Here is a 20705-nt window from a genome sequence, read left to right as displayed (position 1 = left end):
GGCGGTCCCCCTTGTACCGACCGATCGTTCGGTTACTCTAGCCGTGTCCGCCCACCCGTCGCCCACCACCACCCTGCCCGAGGCGCTGCGCGCCGCACCTTTTGCCCACCCGTCGCCCACCACCACCCTGCCCGAGGCGCTGCGCGCCGCACCTTCTGATATTCCTGCCCAGGTTTCCCCCGAGGTCACGACTCGACGGAGAGCTCGTGAGACGAGGAGTTGGTCCCGCATGGCCGCCGAACTCACCGCGCACCAGCTGATCGACCGGCACCGGCCGACACTGGACCAGGCGCTGGAGACGATCCGCACGCGCGCGTACTGGTCCCCGCACCCCGAGCACCCCAAGGCCTACGGGGAGAACGGCAGCCTGGACATGGCGGCGGGCAAGGCCGCCTTCGACGCGCTGCTCGGCACCCGCCTCGACCTCGGCCAGCCCGGCACCGACGGCTGGGTGGGCGGCGAGACCTCCCCGTACGGGATCGAGCTGGGCGTGGAGTACCCGCACGCGGACCTCGATGTGCTGCTGCCCGCCATGAAGGCCGGGCAGAAGGCGTGGCGGGACGCGGGCGCGGAGCTGCGCGCCGTGGTCTGCCTGGAGATCCTCGGGCGGATCGCCGACCGCACGATGGAGTTCGCGCAGGCGGTCATGCACACCTCCGGACAGGCCTTCATGATGGCCTTCCAGGCGGGCGGCCCGCACGCGCAGGACCGCGGCCTGGAGGCGGTGGCCTACGCCTACGTGGAGCAGGTCCGCACCCCCGACACGGCGGAGTGGACCAAGCCGCAGGGCAAGCGCGACCCGCTGGCGCTGACCAAGCAGTTCACGCCGGTCCCGCGCGGCATCGGCCTGGTCATCGGCTGCAACACCTTCCCCACCTGGAACGGCTACCCGGGCCTGTTCGCCTCCCTGGCCACCGGCAACGCGGTCCTGGTCAAGCCCCACCCGCGCGCGGTGCTGCCGCTCGCCCTCACCGTCCAGGTCGCCCGTGACGTCCTCTCCGAGGCCGGCTTCGACCCGAACCTGGTCGCACTGGCCGCCGAGCGCCCCGGCGAGGGCATCGCCAAGACCCTGGCGACCCGCCCCGAGATCCGGATCATCGACTACACCGGCTCGACCGCCTTCGGCGACTGGCTGGAGGCCAACGCCCGCCAGGCCCAGGTGTACACGGAGAAGGCCGGCGTCAACACGGTCGTCGTCGAGTCGACCGACGACTACCGGGGCATGCTCGCCAACCTGGCGTTCTCGCTGTCCCTCTACAGCGGCCAGATGTGCACCACCCCGCAGAACCTGCTGATCCCCCGCGACGGCATCCGCACCGACCAGGGCGACAAGTCCTACGACGAGGTCACCGCCGACCTGGCCCGCGCCGTCGACGGCCTCCTCGGCGACGACGCCCGGGCGAACGCCCTGCTCGGCGCCATCGTCAACCCGGACGTCAAGGCCCGCCTGGAGGCCGCCGCCGGACTCGGCGAGGTCGCCCTCGCCTCCCGCGAGGTGACGAACCCGGACTTCCCGGACGCGGTCGTGCGCACCCCCGTGATCGTCAAGCTGGACGGCGCCAAGCCCGACGACAAGGCCGCCTACACCAGCGAGTGCTTCGGCCCCGTCTCCTTCGCCGTCGCCGTCGACTCCGCCGGGCACGCCGTGGACCTGCTGCGCCACAGCATCCGCGAGAAGGGCGCGATGACCGTCGGCGCCTACACGACCGACCCGGAGGTCGAGCAGGCCGTGCAGGAGGTCTGCCTGGAGGAGGCGGCCCAGCTCTCCCTGAATCTCACCGGCGGGGTGTACGTCAACCAGACGGCTGCCTTCTCCGACTTCCACGGCTCGGGCGGCAACCCGGCGGCCAACGCGGCCCTGTGCGACGGCGCGTTCGTCGCGAACCGCTTCCGGGTGGTGGAGGTCCGGCGTCAGGCCTGACCTACGCGGGCGATGCGCCCCCGGTGGCGCTCCAGTGGTACAGCGTCATGGCCACACTGGTCGCGAGGTTGTAGCTGGACACCTGGGGGCGCATCGGCAGCGCCACCAGGTGGTCGGCGCGGGCGCGCAGCTCCTCCGACAGCCCGCTGCGCTCGGAGCCGAACGCGAGCAGCGCGTCGTCGGGCAGCTTCAGAGCGCGGATGTCCTCGCCCTCCGGGTCCAGCGCGAACACCGGCCCGGGCGGCAGCCCCGCCACGTCCAGCCGCTCCACGGCGGTCGCGAAGTGCAGCCCCGCGCCGCCGCGCACCACCGTGGGGTGCCAGGGGTCGAGCGGGCCCGTGGTGACCACGCCGGTCGCCCCGAAACCGGCGGCCAGCCGGATCACCGCCCCGGCGTTGCCGAGGTTGCGCGGCTGGTCGAGGACCACGACGGGGCTGGTGCGGGGTGTGTGCGCCAGCGTCCGCAGCGCGGCCTCGCGCGAGGGGCGTACGGCCAGGGCGGCCACGGCGGTGGGGTGCGGGCGCGGCACGAGCGCGGTGTACGCCGTGTGCGGCACCTCGGTCAGCAGACCGTCCAGCGCCTGCCGGACGTCCGGGGCCAGCTCGTCGGCGAGGGCGAGGACGCCCACGCGGTCGCTGGTGACGGCCACCGGCACGTCGGCACCGAAGCGCAGGGCGTGCTTGAGGGCGTGGAAGCCGTCGAGCAGCACACACGCGTCGGCGTGCCCGCGCCAGACGGAGAGCGCGTCGGGGCGGGGCCCGGGGGCGGGGTCGGTCATGCCATGAAGCCTACGTGCGCCTGACCGGCGTCCTCCCGGGCACCGCGCGGCCGCGGCACCTTCCCCGTGCCGTCCCCGTGCGGCACCACGCGGCGCCGCGCGCGTTGCGCCCACCCGCCCAGGCGGCGCAGGAACGAGGTCGGCAGGAAGACCGAGTCGGCGGCGATCATCGCCAGCGAGAAGAACGGCAGCCCGAGCACCACGGCGATCACCGCGTGCTCGGTGATCATGGCGGCCAGCAGGACGTTCTTGATCCGCCGGTTGAACAGCGTGAACGGAAAGGCGACCTGCACGGCGACCGTGCCGTAGGTGATGAGCATGACCATCGTGCCGTTGGCCGCCAGCGCCTCGGACAGGCCGGGCCAGGGTGAGAAGTACTCGAGGTGGAGGGGGTAGTGGACGGCGGTGCCGTCCTGCCAGCGCGAGCCCTGGATCTTGTACCAGCCGGCGGTCGCGTAGATCAGGCAGGCCTCCGCCATGATCACCAGCAGGGCGCCGTTGTGCACGATGCCGGCGACCACGTCGAGCAGCATCCGCGGCTGGCCGGTGCGGGCCCACCGCCCCACGCCCCACCACAGGCCCTGCGCCGACCACACCGCCCACAGCAGCGCCGGCACGAACCAGTCGCCGTCGAGCCGGCCCGCCAGCGTCACCAGGAGCAGCGCGAAACCGAGCACCGTCCACAGGGCGGGCCCGGTCCGGTCCACGACGCGCTCCCCCCGCGCGCGTGCCTCGGCCGCGCGCCGGGCGCGGCGCGCGTCCAGCGACCACACCTGGCCGCAGCGGGTGAGGACCAGGTAGATGCTCATCAGGTGCAGGACGTTGTCGCCCCCGTCCCCCATGAAGATGCTGCGGTTCTGCAGCGAGAGCACCCCGACCATGAAGAGCACCGACGCGGTCCGCGTCCGCCACCCCAGCAGCAACAGCAGGCTGCTCAGCACGGCCAGCGCGTAGACGGCCTCGAACCAGGCGGTGCCGTCCCACCACACCAGCGCCGTGAACGCGCCGTTGTCCGCGATCAGCTGCTCGGCCAGCTCACGGCTCCAGGGCCCGTCGGGCCCGTACAGCTCGTGTCGGTGGGGGATCTCGCGGAGCAGGAAGAGCAGCCAGGTCGCGCTGAAGCCGATGCGGATCACCGCGGTCTGGTACGGGCCGAGCGCGGACCCGGTGACGCGGGCGATCCCGCGCGAGACCGACTGCACGAGGCCGTTCACGCGACGCCGCCTTCCGCCTCGACGGCGGGCACCTGCCACCAGGGCAGCTCCCGGTACACCGGCCGGCCGGAGACCGTCTCACCGCTCCACTCGGGCGGCGGCACATCGGTCGTGCGGGAGCGGTACTGGACGCGCTCGACGGTGCCGTCCGGACCGGCGGCCTCGTTGCGGTCCAGCCGCAGGACGGCGACGCGGCGCAGATAGGTCTCGGACAGGGCGCCCCGCAGGCCCACCGGGCGGTTGTCCGTGTCGTGGGTGGCGACGAAGAAGTCCCAGGCCCGGCGCAGCTCGTTCTGCTGGGTGTGGCTCGGCAGCGGATTGCCGTCGATGGCCCGGCCGTCCTCGGCGGACAGGTCGTACCAGCCGGTGGTGCGTATCCCGCCGTCCGGGGTGCTCACCTCGGCGCGGACCTGGACGGAGATGTTCTGCTGGAGCGGGTTGGGCGCGAAGAGCTTCCAGTTCTGCTCGAACTCGGGGTAGATCCACTCGTCGACCACGGAGCCGTGCTGCTTGGACAGGGTGTTCGCCGGGGCGACGTGCAGGAAGGTCAGTCCGATGTGGGCGCAGACGGCGGTCGCGACGACGGCGAGCGCGAGCACGGCCCCGACCTGGTAGCGCGGGGAGAGGGCGGCGATCCCGCTGCGAGGAGGCCCGCCGGGCGGCTCGGCGTGCGGCTCGGCGGGCCGGTCCGGGGCGTCCGGCCCGTCCGGCACCCGCCGGACGCCCGAGCCTGTGTCGTGCACGTCCATTCCGCCCCGTTCCCCGGTCCGTCTCTCCGCCCGCCCTGCCGCGGGGGCGCCGTGCGGCACCAACGCTGCGGATGCTCACGACGCTCGAACGGGAACGGTACTCAGGACGGCCCGTCGGCACAGCCCCCGGCGGACCGCCCGCACCGTGGCCGTCACCACATCCGCGCCGCGGGGACCGCTAGAGGACGTGCCCCGGCTCGCCCTTCGCGTCGACGACCGGCCGGCCGGCGGCGGCCCACACCTGCATGCCGCCGTCGACGTTCACCGCGTCGATGCCCTGCTGGACCAGGTACATGGTGACCTGGGCCGAGCGTCCGCCGGAGCGGCAGATCACGTGGACCCGGCCGTCGGCGGGCGCGGCCTCGGTCAGCTCGCCGTAGCGGGCGACGAACTCGCTGATGGGAATGTGCAGGGCCCCTGCGGCGTGGCCCGCCTGCCACTCGTCGTCCTCACGGACGTCCAGCAGGAAGTCGTCGTCCTTGAGGTCCGTGACCTCGACCGTGGGCACACCAGCTCCGAAACTCATGCCCCCGACGCTACCGGACCCGCCGGCACGGTTGGGCCGCCTCCAGGGCCTGTCCGACAACTCCCGTCGCCGCCCGGAGGGCGGCCTCGCCGCGTCAGGTGCGTGCTCTCGGCGTGCCGGGCGTAGAGCCTCGTACTGGACGTACTCGGCTCTGCGCCCGGTGCGGCGAGTGGGGGTGCCCCCTCCGGGGGAGCGTGCATGGCGTCGCGAGGCAGGCGGGAATTGTCCGACAGGCCCTAGCCCAGCAGCTCCGCCAGCTCGGCCTCCCGTTCGCTCACCTGGGCCGCCAGCTGTTCGGCGATCTCCTCCAGGAGGCGGTCGGGGTCGTCCGGGGCCAGGCGGAGCATGGCGCCTATGGCGCTCTCCTCCAGCTCTTTGGCGAGCACGGTGAGCAGCTCCTTGCGCCGGTCCAGCCACTCGAGGCGCACGTACAGCTCCTCGGCCCGGCTCGGGCGCCGCTCGGGCGCCGGGCCCGCGGCCCACTCCTCGGCCAGGGCCCGCAGCTCGGTCTCGTCACCGCGGGCGTAGGCGGCGTTGACGCGGGTGATGAACTCCTCGCGCCGGGTCCGCTCGCCGTCCTCCTGCGCCAGGTCGGGGTGGGCCTTGCGGGCCAGGTCCCGGTAGAGCCGGCGGGCCTCCTCGCTCGGCCGCACCCGCTTCGGCGGACGGACCGCCTGGTCCGTGAGCATCGCCGTGGCCTCCGGGAACAGGCCGTCCCCGTCCATCCAGCCGTGCAGCAGTTCCTCGACGCCGGGGATCGGCATCAGCCGGGCCCGTGCCTCGTCGGCCCGGCGCCGGTCCTCGGGGTCGCCGCTGCGCGCCGCCCTGGCCTCGAGGATCCGCGCCTCCAGCTCCTCGAGCCGCGCGTACACCGGGCCGAGCCGCTGTTCGTGCAGCCGCGAGAAGTTCTCGACCTCCACGCGGAAGGTCTCCAGGGCGATCTCGTACTCGATGAGCGCCTGCTCGGCGGCCCGTACGGCCTTCTCCAGCCGCTCCTCGGGCCGCGGCGCACCACCCTGCTCGGGCTCAGCTTCCGGGGTCGTCACCCGACCAGCCTAGGGCACGGACCGCCCCCGCCGTCCGGCCCGCCGCCGGGCCCCCTCACACCCCCGTCTCCGCCGCGATCCGCCCCGACCGCACCGCGGCGAGCAGCTCGGCGTGGTCCGCCTCGGTGCGGTCGGCGTAGGCCAGGGCGAAGGCGGCCACCGCCTCGTCCAGCTCCTCGTTCTTGCCGCAGTAGCCGGCGACCAGGCGCGGGTCGACGCTGTGTGCGTGGGCCCGGGCCAGCAGGGCGCCGGTCATCCGGCCGTAGTCGTCGAGCTGGTCGGCGGCCAGGGCCGCGGGGTCGACGCTGCCCTTGCGGTTGCGGAACTGCCGCACCTGGAAGGGCCGCCCGTCGACCGTGGTCCAGCCGAGCAGGATGTCGCTGACCACCTGCATGCGCTTCTGCCCGAGCACCACCCGGCGGCCCTCGTGCGCCACCTCGGGGACGGCGAAGCCGGCGGTCGCCAGATGGGGCTCCAGCGCGGAGGGCCGGGCCTCCTTCACCTGGAGCACGAGGGGCTCGCCCCGGTGGTCCAGGAGCAGCACGACGTACGACCGCGTGCCCACGCTGCCCGTGCCGACCACGCGGAAGGCGACGTCGTGCACGGCGTACCGGGCCAGCAGCGGCAGCCGGTCCTCGGACACGGTCGCCAGGTAGGGCTCCAGGGAGGCCGCGACCGCCGCCGCCTCCCGGTCCGGCACCCGGCGCAGCACCGGCGGCGCGTCCACGAAGCGGCGCCCGCCGTCCTCGGTTGCCTCGGTCGACCTGGCCGCGAACCGGCCGCTGGTGTTGGCCCGCGCCTTCTCGCTCACCCGCTCCAGCGTGCCGAGCAGGTCGTGGGCGTCGGTGTGGGAGACGAGCTCCTCGTCGGCGATGGCGTTCCAGGCGTCCAGCGCTGGCAGCCCGGCCAGCAGCCGCATGGTGCGCCGGTAGGCTCCGGCCGCGTCGTGGGCCGCCTCCCGGCAGGTGTCCTCGTCGGCGCCGGCCTCCCGGCCCGCCAGCACCAGGGAGGCGGCGAGCCGCTTGAGGTCCCATTCCCAGGGACCGTGGACGGTCTCGTCGAAGTCGTTCAGGTCGATGACCAGGCCGCCGCGGGCGTCCCCGTACAGGCCGAAGTTGGCCGCGTGCGCGTCGCCGCAGATCTGCGCGCCGACGCCCGTCATCGGCGTGCGCGCCAGGTCGTACGCCATCAGCCCCGCCGACCCGCGCAGGAAGGCGAAGGGCGTGGCCGCCATCCGCCCGGTCCGGATCGGGGTGAGCCCGGGTATCCGGCCGCGGTGGGACTCCTCGACCGCGCTCACGGCGTCCGGCCGGTCCCCGTCGGCCTCGAAGGCGGCGTGCGCGGACCGCGGGACGCGCCGGCGCAGTGCCTTGCCCTCGGCCTTCGGCGACCCGCCGGCCGGCCACCGCGCGAACCCCGGCATCTCCGGTATCCGCCCCGCGCGCACCGCGCGGGCCTGCGCATCGGCGTCCCGCGTCGCACCGTTCACCGCGGCGTCCGCGGCCACCTCGGTGTGCGTCTTCGTCATCGCCTCGGCCATCCGACCGCCCTCCCCGACTCCCGTACTCGGCCCGCGCAATCGCGTCATCCCCGGAGGGGGCCCGTGCTCCCCGCCGCGGCCGGCCGCCACCCGTACCCCGGGCGCACTCGCCGTCATGGACGCGCCACGACCGTACAGCCGGCCGCGTCGCCCGTACACGAACCCCCCGCTCCCGCCTCCCCATAACGCCGGACAGGGGGCACGACGGGAGGTCCCCGCGGCCCGCCGGCGCGGCGTACGGTTTCGGCGATCACCACGGGAGCGCGTCCCCCGAAGCACTTCAGCCTGCCCCGCGCCCGGGGGACGCGCTCCGTGTCATGCACATCCCGCCCATCTTCTTCCCCGGGGTCCGCCCCCACCGAGAAGACCGAGGAGCCCGAGGAGCCCGCCATGACACCCACCACCTCCGACGATCCCGGCGCCGAGCCCGGCATCAGCCGCAAGACCCTGCTCAGGGCGGCCGTCGCCGCCGGCGCCGCCGTCCCGCTGCTGGCCACCGGCGCCGTCGCCCTCGCCCGGGACTCCGCCCGCACACCGGGCACGACCCTGGCACCGACCCCCTTCTGCGACGACGGCGACGACCCCACGCCCGCCCAGATGGAGGGCCCCTACTTCAAACCGAACTCCCCGCTGCGCACCGACCTGGCCGTCCCGGGCACCGCCGGCACCCCGCTGACCGTCAGCGGCTACGTCTTCGGCCGCAACTGCGTCCCCCTGCCCGGCGTGCTGCTCGACTTCTGGCAGGCCGACGTCGCGGGCGCCTACGACATGGCCGGATACACCTTCCGCGGCCACCAGTTCACCGACTCCACCGGCGCCTTCACCCTGCGCACGATCGTCCCGGGCCTCTACCCGGGCCGCACCCGGCACATCCACGTCAAGGCCCAGGCACCCGGCGAGCCCGTGCTGACGACCCAGCTGTACTTCCCCGGCGAGCCCCGCAACAACACGGACGCCCTCTTCGACCCGGCGCTGCTGATGAACGTCCGGGACGCGGGCGGCCGCAAGGAGGCCACCTTCGACTTCGTGCTGAACGTCGACGGCGACCCCGGCCCGGGCACCCCCACCGACCCGCCGACCGACCCGCCCGGCGGCAGCTGGGCCCCCGGCCGCGCCTACACCGCCGGCGACCGCGTGACGTACGGCTCCGCCGCCTACCGCTGTCTGCAGGCCCACACGTCGATGGCGGGCTGGGAGCCGCCCAACGTGCCCGCCCTGTGGCACCGGGAGTGACCCCACGGCCGTGACTCCGCCTCACGGCATCCCGTCGCCGGCACGGCGAAAGCCCCCCATGGTCCCGGACCGAGGGGGGCTTTCCCGCGCGGCCGTCACCGCGGCCGGGGCGGCTCACTCACCGGCGAGCGCCTCGGTGGTGACCGGCGCGTTCGCCCGGGACCAGCCGCGTTCGATCGCCGCGCAGATGAAGCCCGCCACGGTGACGATCACCGCGAGGACGATCCAGCCCGGCTTGCCCCAGTTGATGCACATCGCGATGACGACGATCGGTGCCACCGCCTCGGAGAGGCCGTGGCCGAGACCCATCACGCCCTGGTACTGGCCCTGGGCCTCGGGCTTGGCCAGCGCGAAGGACAGCTCGAAGGTGCCCGCGGCCTGCCACACCTCGGCCAGCGAGTGCACGACGATGCCGACGAGGAGCAGGGCGACCGCTATCCACGCGGAGGGTCCCGCCGACACCGCCACCAGGATCCACGCCACCAGGAACAGCGGTCCGGACAGCGCCAGCAGCCGGGCCGCCGACCGCGGGTCGGTGATCGACCGCGTCGCGGGGACCTGCGTGGCGGCGACAATGATCGCGCCGAGGAACAGGACGATCGCGGCCATCCACCGCGGCGCGTTGGTGCGCAGCACGATCCACACCGGGACGGCCTGGACCAGCACGAAGTACTGCAGGCTCGCGACCGAGGAGGCGGCGGTCAGGCTCAGATAGGTCCGGTCGCGCAGGGCCAGCCACCGGGGCTCCTTCTTCACGTCCGCCTTCTCCTCGTCGCCGGCGGTCCGGGTCGGGGCGAAGTCCGGCATCCGGGTCAGGATGGCGGCGGCGAGCAGGAAGGTGCAGGTGTCGATGACGATCATCGTCACGTACGCCGCGCGCGTGTCGATCGCCAGGACCGCCGCGGCCCCGAGCGTGCCGATCGCGATCCCCACGTTGGTCACGGCCCGCAGATAGGTGCGCAGTTGGGCGCCCTTGCCCTCCTCCGCGAGCACTCCGATCATGGCGCCGCGGGCGCTGAGCGATCCCGCGCGGCCGACGGCGGCGGCCGCGGCCACCAGCAGGAGCGGCCACAGGCTGTGCACGAGGAGCAGGCTGATGCTGGCCGCCGCCTCGAACAGCATGGAGGCGATGAGGACCCTCTTCGAACCCTTGCGGTCGGCGAGGTCACCGATCAGCACTCCGGCGCCGAAGCCGGCCAGCGACCCGACGGTCAGGCCGACGCCCGCGGCGGTCGGGCTCAGCCCCGCGGACCTGATGAGGAAGATGGTGCCCGCGGACAGGAACATGCCCATGCCGATGGTGTTCACGATGGTCGACATGGCCATCAACCGCTGGTTGGGGTCCTCGGGACCGCTCACCGCGGCCCGGAGCTTGGCCATCGAGGTGCTCACTCTGTCTCCTCCTTAACCTGCGGCGCACGCAGGGGTGATGTGCCGGCGTCGCTGTGCCGTGGCTGCGACGGTGATCAGGGGGCGGACAGGAAGGAGTCCTCGAGCCGGACGAGGTGCGACTGGGTCCAGCGGGCGACGCGCAGCGCGCAGTCGGCGTCGGACTCCCCGGGGCGCAGGCCGTCGAGGACCATGTGCCGGTATTCGTCCACGCCGATTCCGCACTGCGGAGTGCTTTCCAGTCGCCGGAGCACCCACTTGCTGCGCCGGCAGAGTTCCCCGTGGAGTGTGAGGGCGGCGTCCGTCAGATAACCCGCGGCGATTCCGGCGGACACGCGGGCCGACTTGTGGTCGCCGGAGTCCAGCTGACCCATGACATCGGTGAGGCAGTTCTCCGCGTGTGCCTTCTGGGAACGGGCCAGCGCCCGGCCGTACGAAGAGTCCTGAATCAGCTCGCGCATTTCCTTGAAGAAGTCGTCGCCCGACAGCGGAACACCGATGAAGACCCGGTAGACGAAGTCCTGGACGGAATCGCTGCTGCCGCAGAACTCGGCCTCCTTCCCCAGATAGGGGGCGAGGACCTTGGCGACCGCGTCGGTCGGCCACACCTTCAGGTCGACGCGCTGGTCACCGTAGGCGCCCATCCACACGGTCGCGCTCACGCCGGTGCTGGTGTCGGAGATCTGCCAGGTCTCCATCGTCGGGTCGACGGGGAGGTCGAGCTTCTCGTCGGAGAACGCGAAGAGGTCGATGTCGCTGAACGTGTTTCCCCACCCCGCGGCCGTCGATCCCGTCATACAGACGGCCCTGGCACCGGCAAGTCCGGGAAAGCGCCGGAGAACGGCCTCGAAGGAAAGGTCGGGCTGGGTGAGAACCGACGGCTGCTCGACAATTACCTGGACGCTCGGATTGAACACAATAATCCTCTCGGATGGCAGGGGAGCGGCATGCTAGGGTGCACGCCCATGGACACTGCGAATTACGCGGGTATATCGAAGAAATCGTCGAAGCTCGTGCCCTGGATCCCGGGAACGGCGACGAATACGGGGAATGCGGGGAGCGGCACCGCACTCGCGTGTGTTCCGTGGGCCGGAGCGGGAGCGACCCCGTTCCGCGCCTGGGGTCCGGTGATCGGCGACGCGGCCGACGTGTACGGCGTGCGGCTCGCCGGCCGCGAGAGCCGGCAGACGGAGCCCCTGCCCACGTCCCTCGAGGAGGTCGTCGACGAACTGGCCGCGGAGCTGACCGCGCTGAACGTGCCGCGCGTCGCGCTGTTCGGCCAGTGCTCCGGAGCCCTGCTCGCCTACCGGACGGCGCAGCGGCTGCGCGGGTCCGCGGAAGGCCCCGAGGTCACCCACCTGCTCGTCGCCTCGCAGCTGCCGCCGCGCCTCCTCGCGGACGACGGGGACGACCCGGACGAGGACCTCACGCGGTACGTGCCCGAGCACCTCCGTGAGGAACCGGAGCTCCTGGAGGTGCTGCTGCCGGTGCTCGCCGCGGACATGCGGCTGGTCTCCGGCTACGTCCACACGCCGGACGACCCCCTCGACGTACCGCTCACCGTGTTCTACGGCGGGCGCGACGACCTGCTCGGCCGGGCCCGGGTCGACGGCTGGCGGCACGAGACCACGGGTCCGGCCTCCTTCCGCGAGATCCCCGGCGCCGACCATCTCTTCGGCGGCGCCGCGTGGCCCGAGCTCGCGGAGGCGGTCCGTGCGGCACTGACGTAGGAGTCCGGATCTCGCGGCCGGCCTACCCATCGCCGAGGTGGGCCGCGAGCTGGGCGACGGTCGGGCGGGAGAAGACGTCGACGATCTTCAGGCCCGGCCAGCGGCGGCGCAGCACCCGGACCACGTCGACGACCATGGCCGACGTCGCGCCCAGATCGAAGAAGCCCTCCTGCGGGTCGACGGCGTCCACCCCGAGTGCCGCGGCCCAGACCGCAGCGACGACGTCCACCGGGTCGCCGTCCAGGTCCACTTCGTCCACGGGGGCGCTCGACGGATCAGACATCCATGGCCTCCCGCACCGTCTCGCCGACCAGGCGCAGATGGTCCAGGTCGCCCGGGTCCAGCACGGTGACGATCAGACCGTCGGCCCCGGCTGCGCGGTACTCGGCGACCTGGCGCCGCACCTCGTCACGGGTGCCGCACAGGGCGAACCCCCGTACGGCGCCCGGCGCGCGGCCCAGCAGCGCGCCCAGCCGCTCCAGGCCCTCCTGGAGCTCCGTCTCGGACTCGGTGACGATCGCGTGCCCCAGCCACGTCCTGCTGATCTCGTCGCTGTCGCGGCCCACGGCGGCGCACGCCTTCTCCAGCACGCCGATCTTGTGCCGCACGGTGGCGGGCGCGCCGAAGAAGTTGCAGGCGTCCCCGTATCTGGCCACCGTCGGGATCAGCACCTTCTCGCCGCCGCCGCCGATGAGGATCGGCGGCCCTTCGGGGTGGAGCGGTGCCGGCACGTTGATCGGCTCGTCGATGCGGTGGTAGGTGCCGGAGAACCGCGGCGCCTGCTCGGTGAACATCGCCCGGCAGATCTGCACCGCCTCGGCGAGCCCTTCGAGACGTTCCCCCGTGGACTGGAAGGGAAGGCCGTAGGCGCGGCACTCCTCCTCGTGCCACCCGGCGCCGATGCCGAGCATCGCGCGCCCCTTGCTGATGACGTCGATGGTGGTCACCATCTTCGCGAGCAGCGCGGGGTTGCGGAATCCGTTGCACGAGACGAGCACGCCGAGGCGTGCGGACGACGTGACGGCGGCGAGCGCCGCAAGCGTCGTGTACGCCTCCAGGATCGGCTCGTCCGGCTCGCCGACCGAGGCGATCTGGTGGACGTGGTCCATGGTCCACAGGCTGTCGAAGCCCGAGGCCTCGGCGGTCCGCGCCATCTCCACGACCCGGTCGAAGAGCTGGTGGTCCATGGTCCCGGGGAAGGAGTAGCCGGGTATCTGCAGACCGACCCGGGTGATGGCGGTGCGACTCATCCGGCCACTGCCAGCTGGGCCAGCACGGCGGTGTCGGCGAGGGTGACGGCCTGGAGGATGCCGAGGTCGACGAGGCGGGCGCAGAGGGCGAGCACGGGCTGTTCGATCTCTGCGGCCGGCAGGCCCGTCTCCTCGGCGACGTCCTCGACGATCTCGCCGACGCTGCGGCGCCCGTCGATCAGCCGCCAGACCTTGCGCGCGTCGGCGTCGATCACATAGCGGCCGATCAGCCTCTCGATCAGGAGGCCGCCCTCGTGGATGTCGCTGAGTTCCGCGACCTGGTCGGGCACGCGGGCGGTCACGTCGAGCCGGCGGATCAGGACGTCGTCGGTGTTCACGGTGGTCATGAGGAGGTCTCCGTAGCCAGGGCCTGTTCGACGTAGGTCGAAGCGGCCTCGATGGTGGGCGCGATGAAAGGCAGGTCGATCGGCAGGTCGAGGCCCAGTTCCTCGTTCAGGCGGGCGCCGATCTCCACCGCGTGCAGCGAATCGCCGCCGAGGTCGTCCAGGAAGTGCGCGTCGTGCGCGATGCGTTCGACGCCGAGGACGCCGAGCCAGACCCGCTCGACGAACGCCGTGACGTCCGTCGTGTCGGAGCGGGTCGCCGTCGGCGCCGGGCTCCGGTCCGGCTCGGCCTGCGGCTCCGGGCGGTCGAGCCAGAAGCGGCGCCGGGTGAACGGGTAGGTCGGCAGCGGGACCCGGCCGCGCGGCTCGTCGCCGTAGTAGGCGGCCCAGTCGACCGCGACACCCGCCCGCCACGCCGCGGCCGCCACGTCGGCCAGGTCGAAGGCGGGGCCGACGACGATCCGGCCGGCGCCCTCGCGGACGGACCCGGCGTCGGCGTCTGCGGTGCAGGCGTCGAGGGCCGCGTCGAGCGTGGCCGGGTCGGCACCCGTGGTCAGCCACTGTGCCGCCGGACGCGCCCACGCCGGCGCGTCCACGCGGGCGAAGGTCAGGCCGAGGCGGAGCAGGGCCCGGGCGACGCCGAGGGCGGTGAGCGCCCCGGCGCGCTCGGGGGCGAGGCCGTCGAGTCCGGCCCGTCCGGTGAGGCCGGCGAGCGCCGAGCGCACCGACGGCTCGTCGGCGAGCAGCCGTTCACCGGTCGCGGCCAGCTCGTCCGGGGTGCCGTGGATCGCCAGGGACCAGCGCGCGGTGGGCCGGCCGGCCTCCGCCGGGGCACGCAGGCGCGCGACGGCGTCGGCGCAGTCGGTGACCACGGCCGCCCAGCGGCGGGCGTAGCGGGCGCGGCCCACGCCGAGGGTGTACGCGACGTCGGCGAGCGCGGCGCCGTCGGCCGGGGCCGCCTCCAGCCGGTCTGCGAGCCGTTCGCGCATCCGCTCCAGTTCGTCGTCGCTGCGCGCGGAGAGCGCGAGGACGTGCCGCGGGCGGGGGGCGGACGCGGGGGGTGCGGCGGGCGCGGACTCCAGCACCACGTGCGCGTTGGACCCGCCGAGGCCGAAGGAGCTGACGCCGGCGATCCGCGGTCCCCCGGTGTCCCAGGGCCGCGTCTGCGAGGTGAGGGAGAACGGGGTCGCGTCGAGGTCGATCTCGGGGTTGGGCGAACTGAAGTGGAGGGTCCCCGGGATGGTGGCCCGCTCGACGGCCAGGGCCGCCTTGATCAGTCCCGCGACGCCCGCCGCCGCGTCGGTGTGCCCGATGTTGGGCTTGACCGCGCCGAGCGTGAGGGACGAGCCGGCCGGCCTGCCGGCGGTCGCGAAGACGCGCCGCAGCGCCTCGAACTCGACCGGGTCCCCGATGGCGGTGCCGGTGCCGTGGGTCTCCACGTACCCCACCTGGTCGGGCTTGACGTCCGCCCGCGCGAGCGCGGCCCGGATGACCGCCTCCTGGCCGTCGATGTTCGGGACGGTGAATCCCCCGCGTGACCCACCGTCGTTGTTGACCGCCCAGCCGCGGACGACCGCCCTGCGGTGGTCGCGGGCGGCCCGGGCGTCGGACTCCCGTCGCAGCACGACGACTCCGGCACCCGAGCCGGGTATCGTCCCGGAGGCCCGGGCGTCGAAAGCCCGGCACCGCCCGTCGGCCGACAGGATCCCGCCGTCGGTGTACGTATAACCCTCGACGTCGGGCATCAGCAGGCTCACGCCGCCCGCCAGGGCGATGTCGCAGTCGCCCGCGGCCAGCGCCGAGCAGGCGAGCGCCACCGCGGTGAGCGCCGTGGCACATCCGGTCTGCACCGTGACGGCGGGGCCGTTGAAGCCGAGCTTGAAGGCGATCCGCGGGGCGAGGAAGTCCTTCTCGTTCGCCAGCGTGACGCGTACGTCGCCGGAGCGGCCCGCCCCGGCCTCCGCCGGTGCGACATGGTCGCGGAAGTAGTGGTTCTCGCCGGAGCCGACGAACACCCCGACGACGCCGTCGCGGTCCCCCGCGTAGCCGGCGTCCTCCAGGGCCTCGGCCGCGACCTCCAGCAGCACGCGCTGCTGCGGGTCCATGACGACGGCCTCGGTCGGCTGTATCCGGAAGTGCTCGGCGTCGAACAGATCGACGCCGTCGAGGCGCGCCACCGCTTGTACGAACTGGCCGTTTCGCGCGCCGTCCGCGAGCCCGGAATCGTAAGCGGAAGGCCGGTTCGACGATTCGACGCCGTCGACGAGATTCGTCCAGTACTGCTCGACGTTTTCCGCTCCGGGGAAACGCGCCGCCATACCGATCACCGCTATAGGAGGTGCGTAAGGTGGCTTTTGCTGCATCTGTACGACTCCTGGGATCAGTGCGGTCTCACAGGTCTCATCCGGCGGTGGCGGGTACGGCACGCGAGACGACATCGGCGCGTGAAATTATCAGAGACTTCACTCCTTGATCAATCACTTTAGGCTCTCATGTCGCCTCTGTGAACAGCGAGTTGGTCGACGGAGGCCGACCCGTCCCCGACCGCCGGAATACCGCCGAAGTACGCACCGCCGGGGCAAAACCGACTCACCGACGGCACACAGCCGCCTCCACGAAAAATCGGTAGGAGGCGTCCAAACCGTGCGGACTCCAACCCCCCGGTTCCAACGACAAGTAAACCCTCTTGAGCCCTGCGGTGTAGCTAATGTAGCGTCAGCCAAAACTCCGATGATCTTCATGCATGCCGGGGGGATGCATGTTCTTTCCGAAGTACCGAGAGTTCGTCCTGACGCGGCTCCGCTCACACCACGGGTGAGGTGCTCGACGCGGCGCCCGTGACGCGGCGGTGACGGGCCGCCGGCACAGCCGCCGACCCGCGGGGACCCGGCGACCGGCTCGGCTCCCGGCCCCTGCCCACTCTCCGGGCGGGGCCGTGGAGCGCGCGCCCGCGGCCCGCGCCGACCTACTGACACAGACTGCTGCGGCGATCCGCAGCGCGACGGGGAGCTCTACGTGACATCCGCACCACGAAGCGATGTGCCGGACACGACGGACGCACAGGAGACGATCGGCCAGCGGTTCAGCCGGCACAGCGCACTGCGGTCCGAGAAGATCTACGGTCGCGGATACCAGGGCCCGTCCGGGTTCGACGTCTTCTCCCGGCTGACGGCGAAGCTCGACTGGACGCCCGGCCTGCGCGTCCTGGACGTCGGCGCCGGCCTCGGGGGCGACGCGTTCCGCATGGCCGAGCGCTTCGGCGCGACGGTGACCGGTCTCGACGTCTCGCCGGACATGACAGGGATCTGCCGGCAGCGGGCGGCCGACGGCGAGGTCACCGGCGTCGAGTTCGTCACCGGTGACGTGCGGACCGCGGACCTCCGCGAGGCCTCCTACGACGTCGTCTGGACCCGGGACTGCGGGATGTACCTGCCGGCGGACGACAAGTACCGCGTGTGGAAGCGCCTCCACTCCCTGCTGCGGCCGGGCGGGCAGGTGCTGATCACCGACTACTGCCGGGGCGCGCAGGAGGCCTCGGCCGCCTTCGAACAGCACGTCCGGGAGTGCGGCCACCACCTGCTCACGCTGGACGGCTACCGCGAGGTGCTGGAGTCGGCCGCGTTCACGGCGGTGACGGTCGAGGACCGGACCGAGGAGCTGCTCACGTCGATGCGGGGCGAGCTGTCCCGGCTCGAGACCGAACGTCCCGCCTTCCTGGCGGAGTTCACCGAGGACGAGTACCGGGCGCTCGTCGACCGGTGGCAGAAGAAGATCCAGTTCAGCGCGGACCACGAACTGGTCTGGATGGTCCTGACGGCGCGCGTCCCCGCGTCCTGAACCGGCGCGCCGGCCGGACGGCCGCCGCCCACGGGCCGTGAAGCGGACCCGCGCCGCCTCTCGGCCCGGGCCCGGCGGCACCCACAACAGCCATCTTGAGGGAGGGCGATGTCGAGCAACGTTTCCTCGCCCCGGTCGGACGCCGACCGGGAGTACGAGGAGGGCAACCGGTACACGGTGCCGCACAACATCCTGCGGTCCGAGGTCATCTACGGGGAGGGCTTCCAGAGCTCCGGCGGCCTGGCCGCGTTCCGGGAGACGGTCCTGCCGGAGCTTCCGCTGTCCCCCGGCAGCCGGCTGCTGGACATCGGCTCCGGCCTCGGCGGCGCCGCGTTCCACCTGGTCGCGGAGTACCCCGTCGAGGTCGTCGGGGTCGACACCGCGGAACTGATGGTCTCCATCTCGGACAGCCGCCGGCCGGCCAAGGACCCCGAGGGGCGTACGTCCTTCGTGCTCGGCGACGTCTTCTCCGCCGCGCTGGAGCCGGAGTCCTTCGACGCGGTCTACAGCCAGGACACCCTGCTCTACTCGGCGGACAAGGTGAAGGTGCTCGCCCGGTGCGCCGAACTGCTCCGGCCCGGCGGGACGATCGTCGTCAACGACTTCTGCCGGGGCGGCAGCACACCGGAGTTCGAGGAGTACGTCGAGAACGCCGGCTACCACCTCGTCGCCGTGTCCGGCTATCCGGAGCTGCTGGCACAGGCGGGTTTCACGGACGTCGTCGCCAAGGACGTCAGCACGCACACCAACCACCTGCTCCGCCGCGACCTGGACGCCTACCTCGCCCGGGCCGAGCACGACCCCGCGATCGGCCGGGCGGACGTCGAGCACCTCGTGGAGCGGTGGCACCGAAAGATCGGATTCATGGACGCGGGAGCGCTGACCCAGGGACTGTTCCGCGCCGCCAAGCCCCTGTCGAACTAAGGAGACGACCATGACGACGACCGTCGAAGCGCACCTGTCGATCAACTGGGATTCCGGCGAGACCGGGCGGTTCCACTGGATCTGGCTCCGCGACTCGTGCCTCTGCGAGACCTGCCGCAACGCCTTCGCCAAGCAGAAGTACTTCGACGCGGCGACCCTGCCGCTCGACATACGCCCGCGCACCGTGACGCACAGCGTGGAGAACGGGCTGGAGATCGTCTGGGAGGACGGCCACGAGAGCCGCTACCCGGACTCCTGGCTGCGCGAGCACAGCACGCCGACGGCGCCGGGCCGCCCGGAGCGGCGGTGGTCGCCGTGGTCGAGCGCCGAGACCGTGGCGGACGGCACCTTCCCGCACGCCGACGTCATGGCCGACTACAAGGCCCTCAACGGCGCGCTGGAGCACCTGTTCCGCTACGGCCTCGTCGTGATCAGGACGGCGGAGGGCGAGGCGGCCGACCCCGACGCGCTGTGCGCCCGGCTGGCCGGCTTCGTCGACCGCTCCTACTTCGGCGAGTACTTCGACCTCGAGGTCAAGCCCGACGACCGGACCGACAGCATCTCCTTCAGCACCCGCCAGCTGCCGCTGCACACGGACATCCCGTACTACAGCACGCCGCCGGACTACCAGTTCCTGTTCGGGCTCGAGGTCAACGACGTGGCCGCCGCCAGCCAGGAGGGACGGACCCGGTTCGTGGACGGTCTCGCCGCGGCGCTGAACCTCCGGGAGCGGGACCCCGAGGCGTTCGCCGTGCTGGCCCGCACCGAGGTGATCTACCGGGCCGAGTACGCCGCGGCCGAGAAGATCTACCACAACCAGACCCCGATCATTCACCTCGACCACGAGGGCGAGGTCGTCCGGCTGGTGAACAACCCCACCAAGATGTTCTTCGACAACGTGCCCTTCGACGAGGTGCCGGGCGTCTACCGGGCCTACAGCGGCTTCAAGGCGCTGATGGACGAGGAGGGCCGCGCCTACCACCACTCCTGGCGGCAGGGCGACATGATCATCTTCGACAACCGGCGCATCCTCCACGGCCGTTCGGAGTTCGACAAGTCCGGCATGCGGCGCAAGCTGCGCGGCGGCTACTTCAGCGAGGTGGAGCTGCGCGCCCGGGCGCGCTACGCCGACGAGACGGCGTAAGTCCTCCCCGCGGGCTCCGGCCCGACCCCTGTCCGCAAGTCCACCCGACGACGAAACGGCGGCCATGACCGAGTCCCCACCTGAGTACGGGCCCCACCGCCCGAGGCACCTGGCGGTCGCCGGGGTGACCGCTTCGGCCGGACGTCGGAGCGCCGGAGTCGCCGGGCGCTCCCCACGGCCGGCGACAGCCGTGGGGGCACGGACGGGGCAGTCCGCCGTCGGCGAGAGGGGCATGGCGTCGTGGCGACCCTGATCGGTCAGCTGAGCGACCCGCACGTGCAGGACCCGGACGTCGATCCGGAGCCCCTGCGCCGGTTCACCGCGGCGCTGGCGGACATGGCGGCCGAGGTGGGCCCGGACGGCCGCGTGCTGGTCACCGGCGACCTCACCGCCCACGGCAGACCGGAGGAGTACGCGGCCGTGGCACGCGCCGTCGAGGCCACCGGGCTCCCCGTGCACGTGCTCCCCGGCAACCACGACGACCGTGCGCTGCTCACCCGGCTCGTTCCCGCCGGGGCGGGGGAGCGGCGCGTCGGCCTGGGCTCCCGCACGCCCAGCCGCTGCGAGGCCGGCGACGTCGTCGTCCTCATGCTGGATTCGCTGGTTCCCGGCCACGCCCACGGCGAACTCGGCGCCGAGCAGCTGGAGTGGCTCGACGCGCAGCTCGCGGCCGCTCCCGGCACCATGCACCTGGTCGCCGTGCACCACCCGCCGTTCGCCATCGGCGTGGCCGGCATCGACCGGATGGGGCTCGCGGACGCCGACGCGTTCGCCAGGACGCTGCGCGCCCACGACAACGTGGGCCGCCTGTGCACCGGCCATGTGCACCGCGCGGTGGTCACCGGCTTCGCCGGCGTCGTCGCGACCTCCTGCCCGTCCGTCTGGACCAGTCTCCCGCTGGACTTCCGGCCGGACGCCCCGTACCGCCCGGGCCCGTTCCAGGACCTCGGGCTGCTGCACCTGGCGGACGCCGCGACCGTCGTCACACACGTGGTGTCGGTGCCGAAGCGGCCGGCCGGCTGAGGAGGCACCTCCCGGGGTCCGACGGCTCCGGATGCCCGTTCACTGTCATTCATGGGG

At 72.9% G+C, this 20705-nt stretch carries 19 protein-coding genes; 7 read left to right on the top strand and 12 right to left on the bottom strand.

Features of this window, described 5'->3' with window-relative positions:
- The first annotated feature begins 229 nt into the window (after nt 1-229).
- Entirely contained in the window at nt 230-1921 is a 1692-nt protein-coding gene (gene paaN, locus AB0E77_RS20280) for a phenylacetic acid degradation protein PaaN (protein ID WP_361572549.1), read from the top strand.
- Nucleotide 1922: 1 nt separating this feature from the next.
- Here paaN and AB0E77_RS20275 read toward each other — a convergent pair whose 3' ends face one another.
- From AB0E77_RS20275 to AB0E77_RS20250, 6 genes are all read right to left on the bottom strand, one after another.
- Nucleotides 1923-2699, bottom strand: coding sequence for a TrmH family RNA methyltransferase (locus tag AB0E77_RS20275; RefSeq protein WP_361572547.1), 777 nt, complete (start codon nt 2697-2699; stop codon nt 1923-1925).
- Nucleotides 2696-3913: an HTTM domain-containing protein gene (locus AB0E77_RS20270; RefSeq protein WP_361572545.1), complete on the bottom strand. Its 1218-nt coding sequence runs from the start codon at nt 3911-3913 to the stop codon at nt 2696-2698. The genes AB0E77_RS20275 and AB0E77_RS20270 overlap by 4 nt, the downstream gene beginning before the upstream one ends.
- The gene (locus AB0E77_RS20265) at nt 3910-4662 is read right to left on the bottom strand and encodes a DUF5819 family protein (RefSeq protein ID WP_361572543.1); all 753 of its coding nucleotides are present in this window, start codon (nt 4660-4662) and stop codon (nt 3910-3912) included. The genes AB0E77_RS20270 and AB0E77_RS20265 overlap by 4 nt, the downstream gene beginning before the upstream one ends.
- A 178-nt stretch (nt 4663-4840) precedes the next feature.
- On the bottom strand, nt 4841-5170 hold the full coding sequence (locus AB0E77_RS20260) for a rhodanese-like domain-containing protein (RefSeq protein WP_361572716.1): 330 nt from the start codon (nt 5168-5170) through the stop codon (nt 4841-4843).
- Nucleotides 5171-5424: 254 nt separating this feature from the next.
- Nucleotides 5425-6234 carry a hypothetical protein gene (locus AB0E77_RS20255; protein ID WP_361572541.1) on the bottom strand — a complete coding sequence of 270 codons (810 nt, stop codon included), beginning with the start codon at nt 6232-6234 and terminating at the stop codon, nt 5425-5427.
- Nucleotides 6235-6289: 55 nt separating this feature from the next.
- Nucleotides 6290-7657 (bottom strand): DUF2252 domain-containing protein, encoded by a 1368-nt coding sequence (locus AB0E77_RS20250; RefSeq protein WP_361572714.1) that lies wholly within the window; start codon nt 7655-7657, stop codon nt 6290-6292.
- 507 nt (nt 7658-8164) lie between these two features.
- Between AB0E77_RS20250 and AB0E77_RS20245 the strand changes: the two genes are divergently transcribed.
- Nucleotides 8165-9007, top strand: coding sequence for a carbohydrate-binding protein (locus AB0E77_RS20245; RefSeq protein ID WP_361572539.1), 843 nt, complete (start codon nt 8165-8167; stop codon nt 9005-9007).
- Between the two features lie 114 nt (nt 9008-9121).
- Here the strand turns inward: AB0E77_RS20245 and AB0E77_RS20240 are convergent, their stop codons facing one another.
- Nucleotides 9122-10399, bottom strand: coding sequence for an MFS transporter (locus AB0E77_RS20240; RefSeq protein WP_361572537.1), 1278 nt, complete (start codon nt 10397-10399; stop codon nt 9122-9124).
- A 74-nt stretch (nt 10400-10473) separates the two neighbouring features.
- Nucleotides 10474-11193, bottom strand: a complete 720-nt coding sequence (locus AB0E77_RS20235) for a hypothetical protein (protein ID WP_361572535.1) — start codon at nt 11191-11193, stop codon at nt 10474-10476.
- A gap of 150 nt (nt 11194-11343) precedes the next feature.
- Here AB0E77_RS20235 and AB0E77_RS20230 point away from each other — a divergent pair, with 150 nt between their 5' ends.
- A complete protein-coding gene (locus AB0E77_RS20230) occupies nt 11344-12126 on the top strand; it encodes a thioesterase domain-containing protein (RefSeq protein ID WP_361572533.1) in 783 nt (260 codons plus the stop codon).
- A gap of 22 nt (nt 12127-12148) precedes the next feature.
- On the opposite strand, the gene AB0E77_RS20225 is transcribed toward AB0E77_RS20230, so the two are convergent.
- From AB0E77_RS20225 to AB0E77_RS20210, 4 genes are read right to left on the bottom strand one after another with little or no spacing between them, the layout of a single operon-like run.
- The gene (locus tag AB0E77_RS20225) at nt 12149-12409 is read right to left on the bottom strand and encodes a phosphopantetheine-binding protein (protein WP_361572531.1); all 261 of its coding nucleotides are present in this window, start codon (nt 12407-12409) and stop codon (nt 12149-12151) included.
- On the bottom strand, nt 12402-13376 hold the full coding sequence (locus tag AB0E77_RS20220) for a TIGR03560 family F420-dependent LLM class oxidoreductase (RefSeq protein ID WP_361572529.1): 975 nt from the start codon (nt 13374-13376) through the stop codon (nt 12402-12404). The genes AB0E77_RS20225 and AB0E77_RS20220 overlap by 8 nt, the downstream gene beginning before the upstream one ends.
- The gene (locus AB0E77_RS20215) at nt 13373-13723 is read right to left on the bottom strand and encodes a PqqD family protein (RefSeq protein ID WP_361572527.1); all 351 of its coding nucleotides are present in this window, start codon (nt 13721-13723) and stop codon (nt 13373-13375) included. The genes AB0E77_RS20220 and AB0E77_RS20215 overlap by 4 nt, the downstream gene beginning before the upstream one ends.
- Nucleotides 13720-16083, bottom strand: coding sequence for a beta-ketoacyl synthase N-terminal-like domain-containing protein (locus AB0E77_RS20210; protein WP_361572525.1), 2364 nt, complete (start codon nt 16081-16083; stop codon nt 13720-13722). The genes AB0E77_RS20215 and AB0E77_RS20210 overlap by 4 nt, the downstream gene beginning before the upstream one ends.
- Nucleotides 16084-16735: 652 nt before the next feature.
- Between AB0E77_RS20210 and AB0E77_RS20205 the strand changes: the two genes are divergently transcribed.
- The 4 genes from AB0E77_RS20205 (at nt 16736) to AB0E77_RS20190 (ending at nt 20648) form a co-directional block, all read left to right on the top strand.
- Nucleotides 16736-17557, top strand: a complete 822-nt coding sequence (locus AB0E77_RS20205) for a methyltransferase domain-containing protein (protein WP_361572523.1) — start codon at nt 16736-16738, stop codon at nt 17555-17557.
- 108 nt (nt 17558-17665) lie between these two features.
- Nucleotides 17666-18481, top strand: coding sequence for a methyltransferase domain-containing protein (locus AB0E77_RS20200; RefSeq protein ID WP_361572520.1), 816 nt, complete (start codon nt 17666-17668; stop codon nt 18479-18481).
- Nucleotides 18482-18491: 10 nt separating this feature from the next.
- Nucleotides 18492-19625, top strand: coding sequence for a TauD/TfdA family dioxygenase (locus AB0E77_RS20195; protein ID WP_361572517.1), 1134 nt, complete (start codon nt 18492-18494; stop codon nt 19623-19625).
- Nucleotides 19626-19865: 240 nt separating this feature from the next.
- Nucleotides 19866-20648, top strand: a complete 783-nt coding sequence (locus AB0E77_RS20190) for a metallophosphoesterase (RefSeq protein ID WP_361572514.1) — start codon at nt 19866-19868, stop codon at nt 20646-20648.
- The last annotated feature ends 57 nt before the right edge of the window (nt 20649-20705 follow it).

The sequence above is a fragment of the Streptomyces sp. NPDC032940 genome (genome assembly GCF_040636935.1).
Taxonomy (GTDB): Bacteria; Actinomycetota; Actinomycetes; order Streptomycetales; family Streptomycetaceae; genus Streptomyces.
Note: the sequence above shows the minus strand (reverse complement) of the source record. Positions and strands in the feature narration are given on the sequence as shown.

Coding starts and splice junctions, on each gene's coding strand:
- AB0E77_RS20245 (WP_361572539.1), top strand. CDS start 8,165: ATGACACCCACCACCTCCGACGATCCCGGCGCCGAGCCCGGCATCAGC.
- AB0E77_RS20210 (WP_361572525.1), bottom strand. CDS start 16,083: ATGCAGCAAAAGCCACCTTACGCACCTCCTATAGCGGTGATCGGTATG.
- AB0E77_RS20225 (WP_361572531.1), bottom strand. CDS start 12,409: ATGTCTGATCCGTCGAGCGCCCCCGTGGACGAAGTGGACCTGGACGGC.
- AB0E77_RS20215 (WP_361572527.1), bottom strand. CDS start 13,723: ATGACCACCGTGAACACCGACGACGTCCTGATCCGCCGGCTCGACGTG.
- AB0E77_RS20265 (WP_361572543.1), bottom strand. CDS start 4,662: ATGGACGTGCACGACACAGGCTCGGGCGTCCGGCGGGTGCCGGACGGG.
- AB0E77_RS20235 (WP_361572535.1), bottom strand. CDS start 11,193: ATGACGGGATCGACGGCCGCGGGGTGGGGAAACACGTTCAGCGACATC.
- AB0E77_RS20275 (WP_361572547.1), bottom strand. CDS start 2,699: ATGACCGACCCCGCCCCCGGGCCCCGCCCCGACGCGCTCTCCGTCTGG.
- AB0E77_RS20195 (WP_361572517.1), top strand. CDS start 18,492: ATGACGACGACCGTCGAAGCGCACCTGTCGATCAACTGGGATTCCGGC.
- paaN (WP_361572549.1), top strand. CDS start 230: ATGGCCGCCGAACTCACCGCGCACCAGCTGATCGACCGGCACCGGCCG.
- AB0E77_RS20200 (WP_361572520.1), top strand. CDS start 17,666: ATGTCGAGCAACGTTTCCTCGCCCCGGTCGGACGCCGACCGGGAGTAC.
- AB0E77_RS20230 (WP_361572533.1), top strand. CDS start 11,344: ATGCTAGGGTGCACGCCCATGGACACTGCGAATTACGCGGGTATATCG.
- AB0E77_RS20220 (WP_361572529.1), bottom strand. CDS start 13,376: ATGAGTCGCACCGCCATCACCCGGGTCGGTCTGCAGATACCCGGCTAC.
- AB0E77_RS20250 (WP_361572714.1), bottom strand. CDS start 7,657: ATGCCGGGGTTCGCGCGGTGGCCGGCCGGCGGGTCGCCGAAGGCCGAG.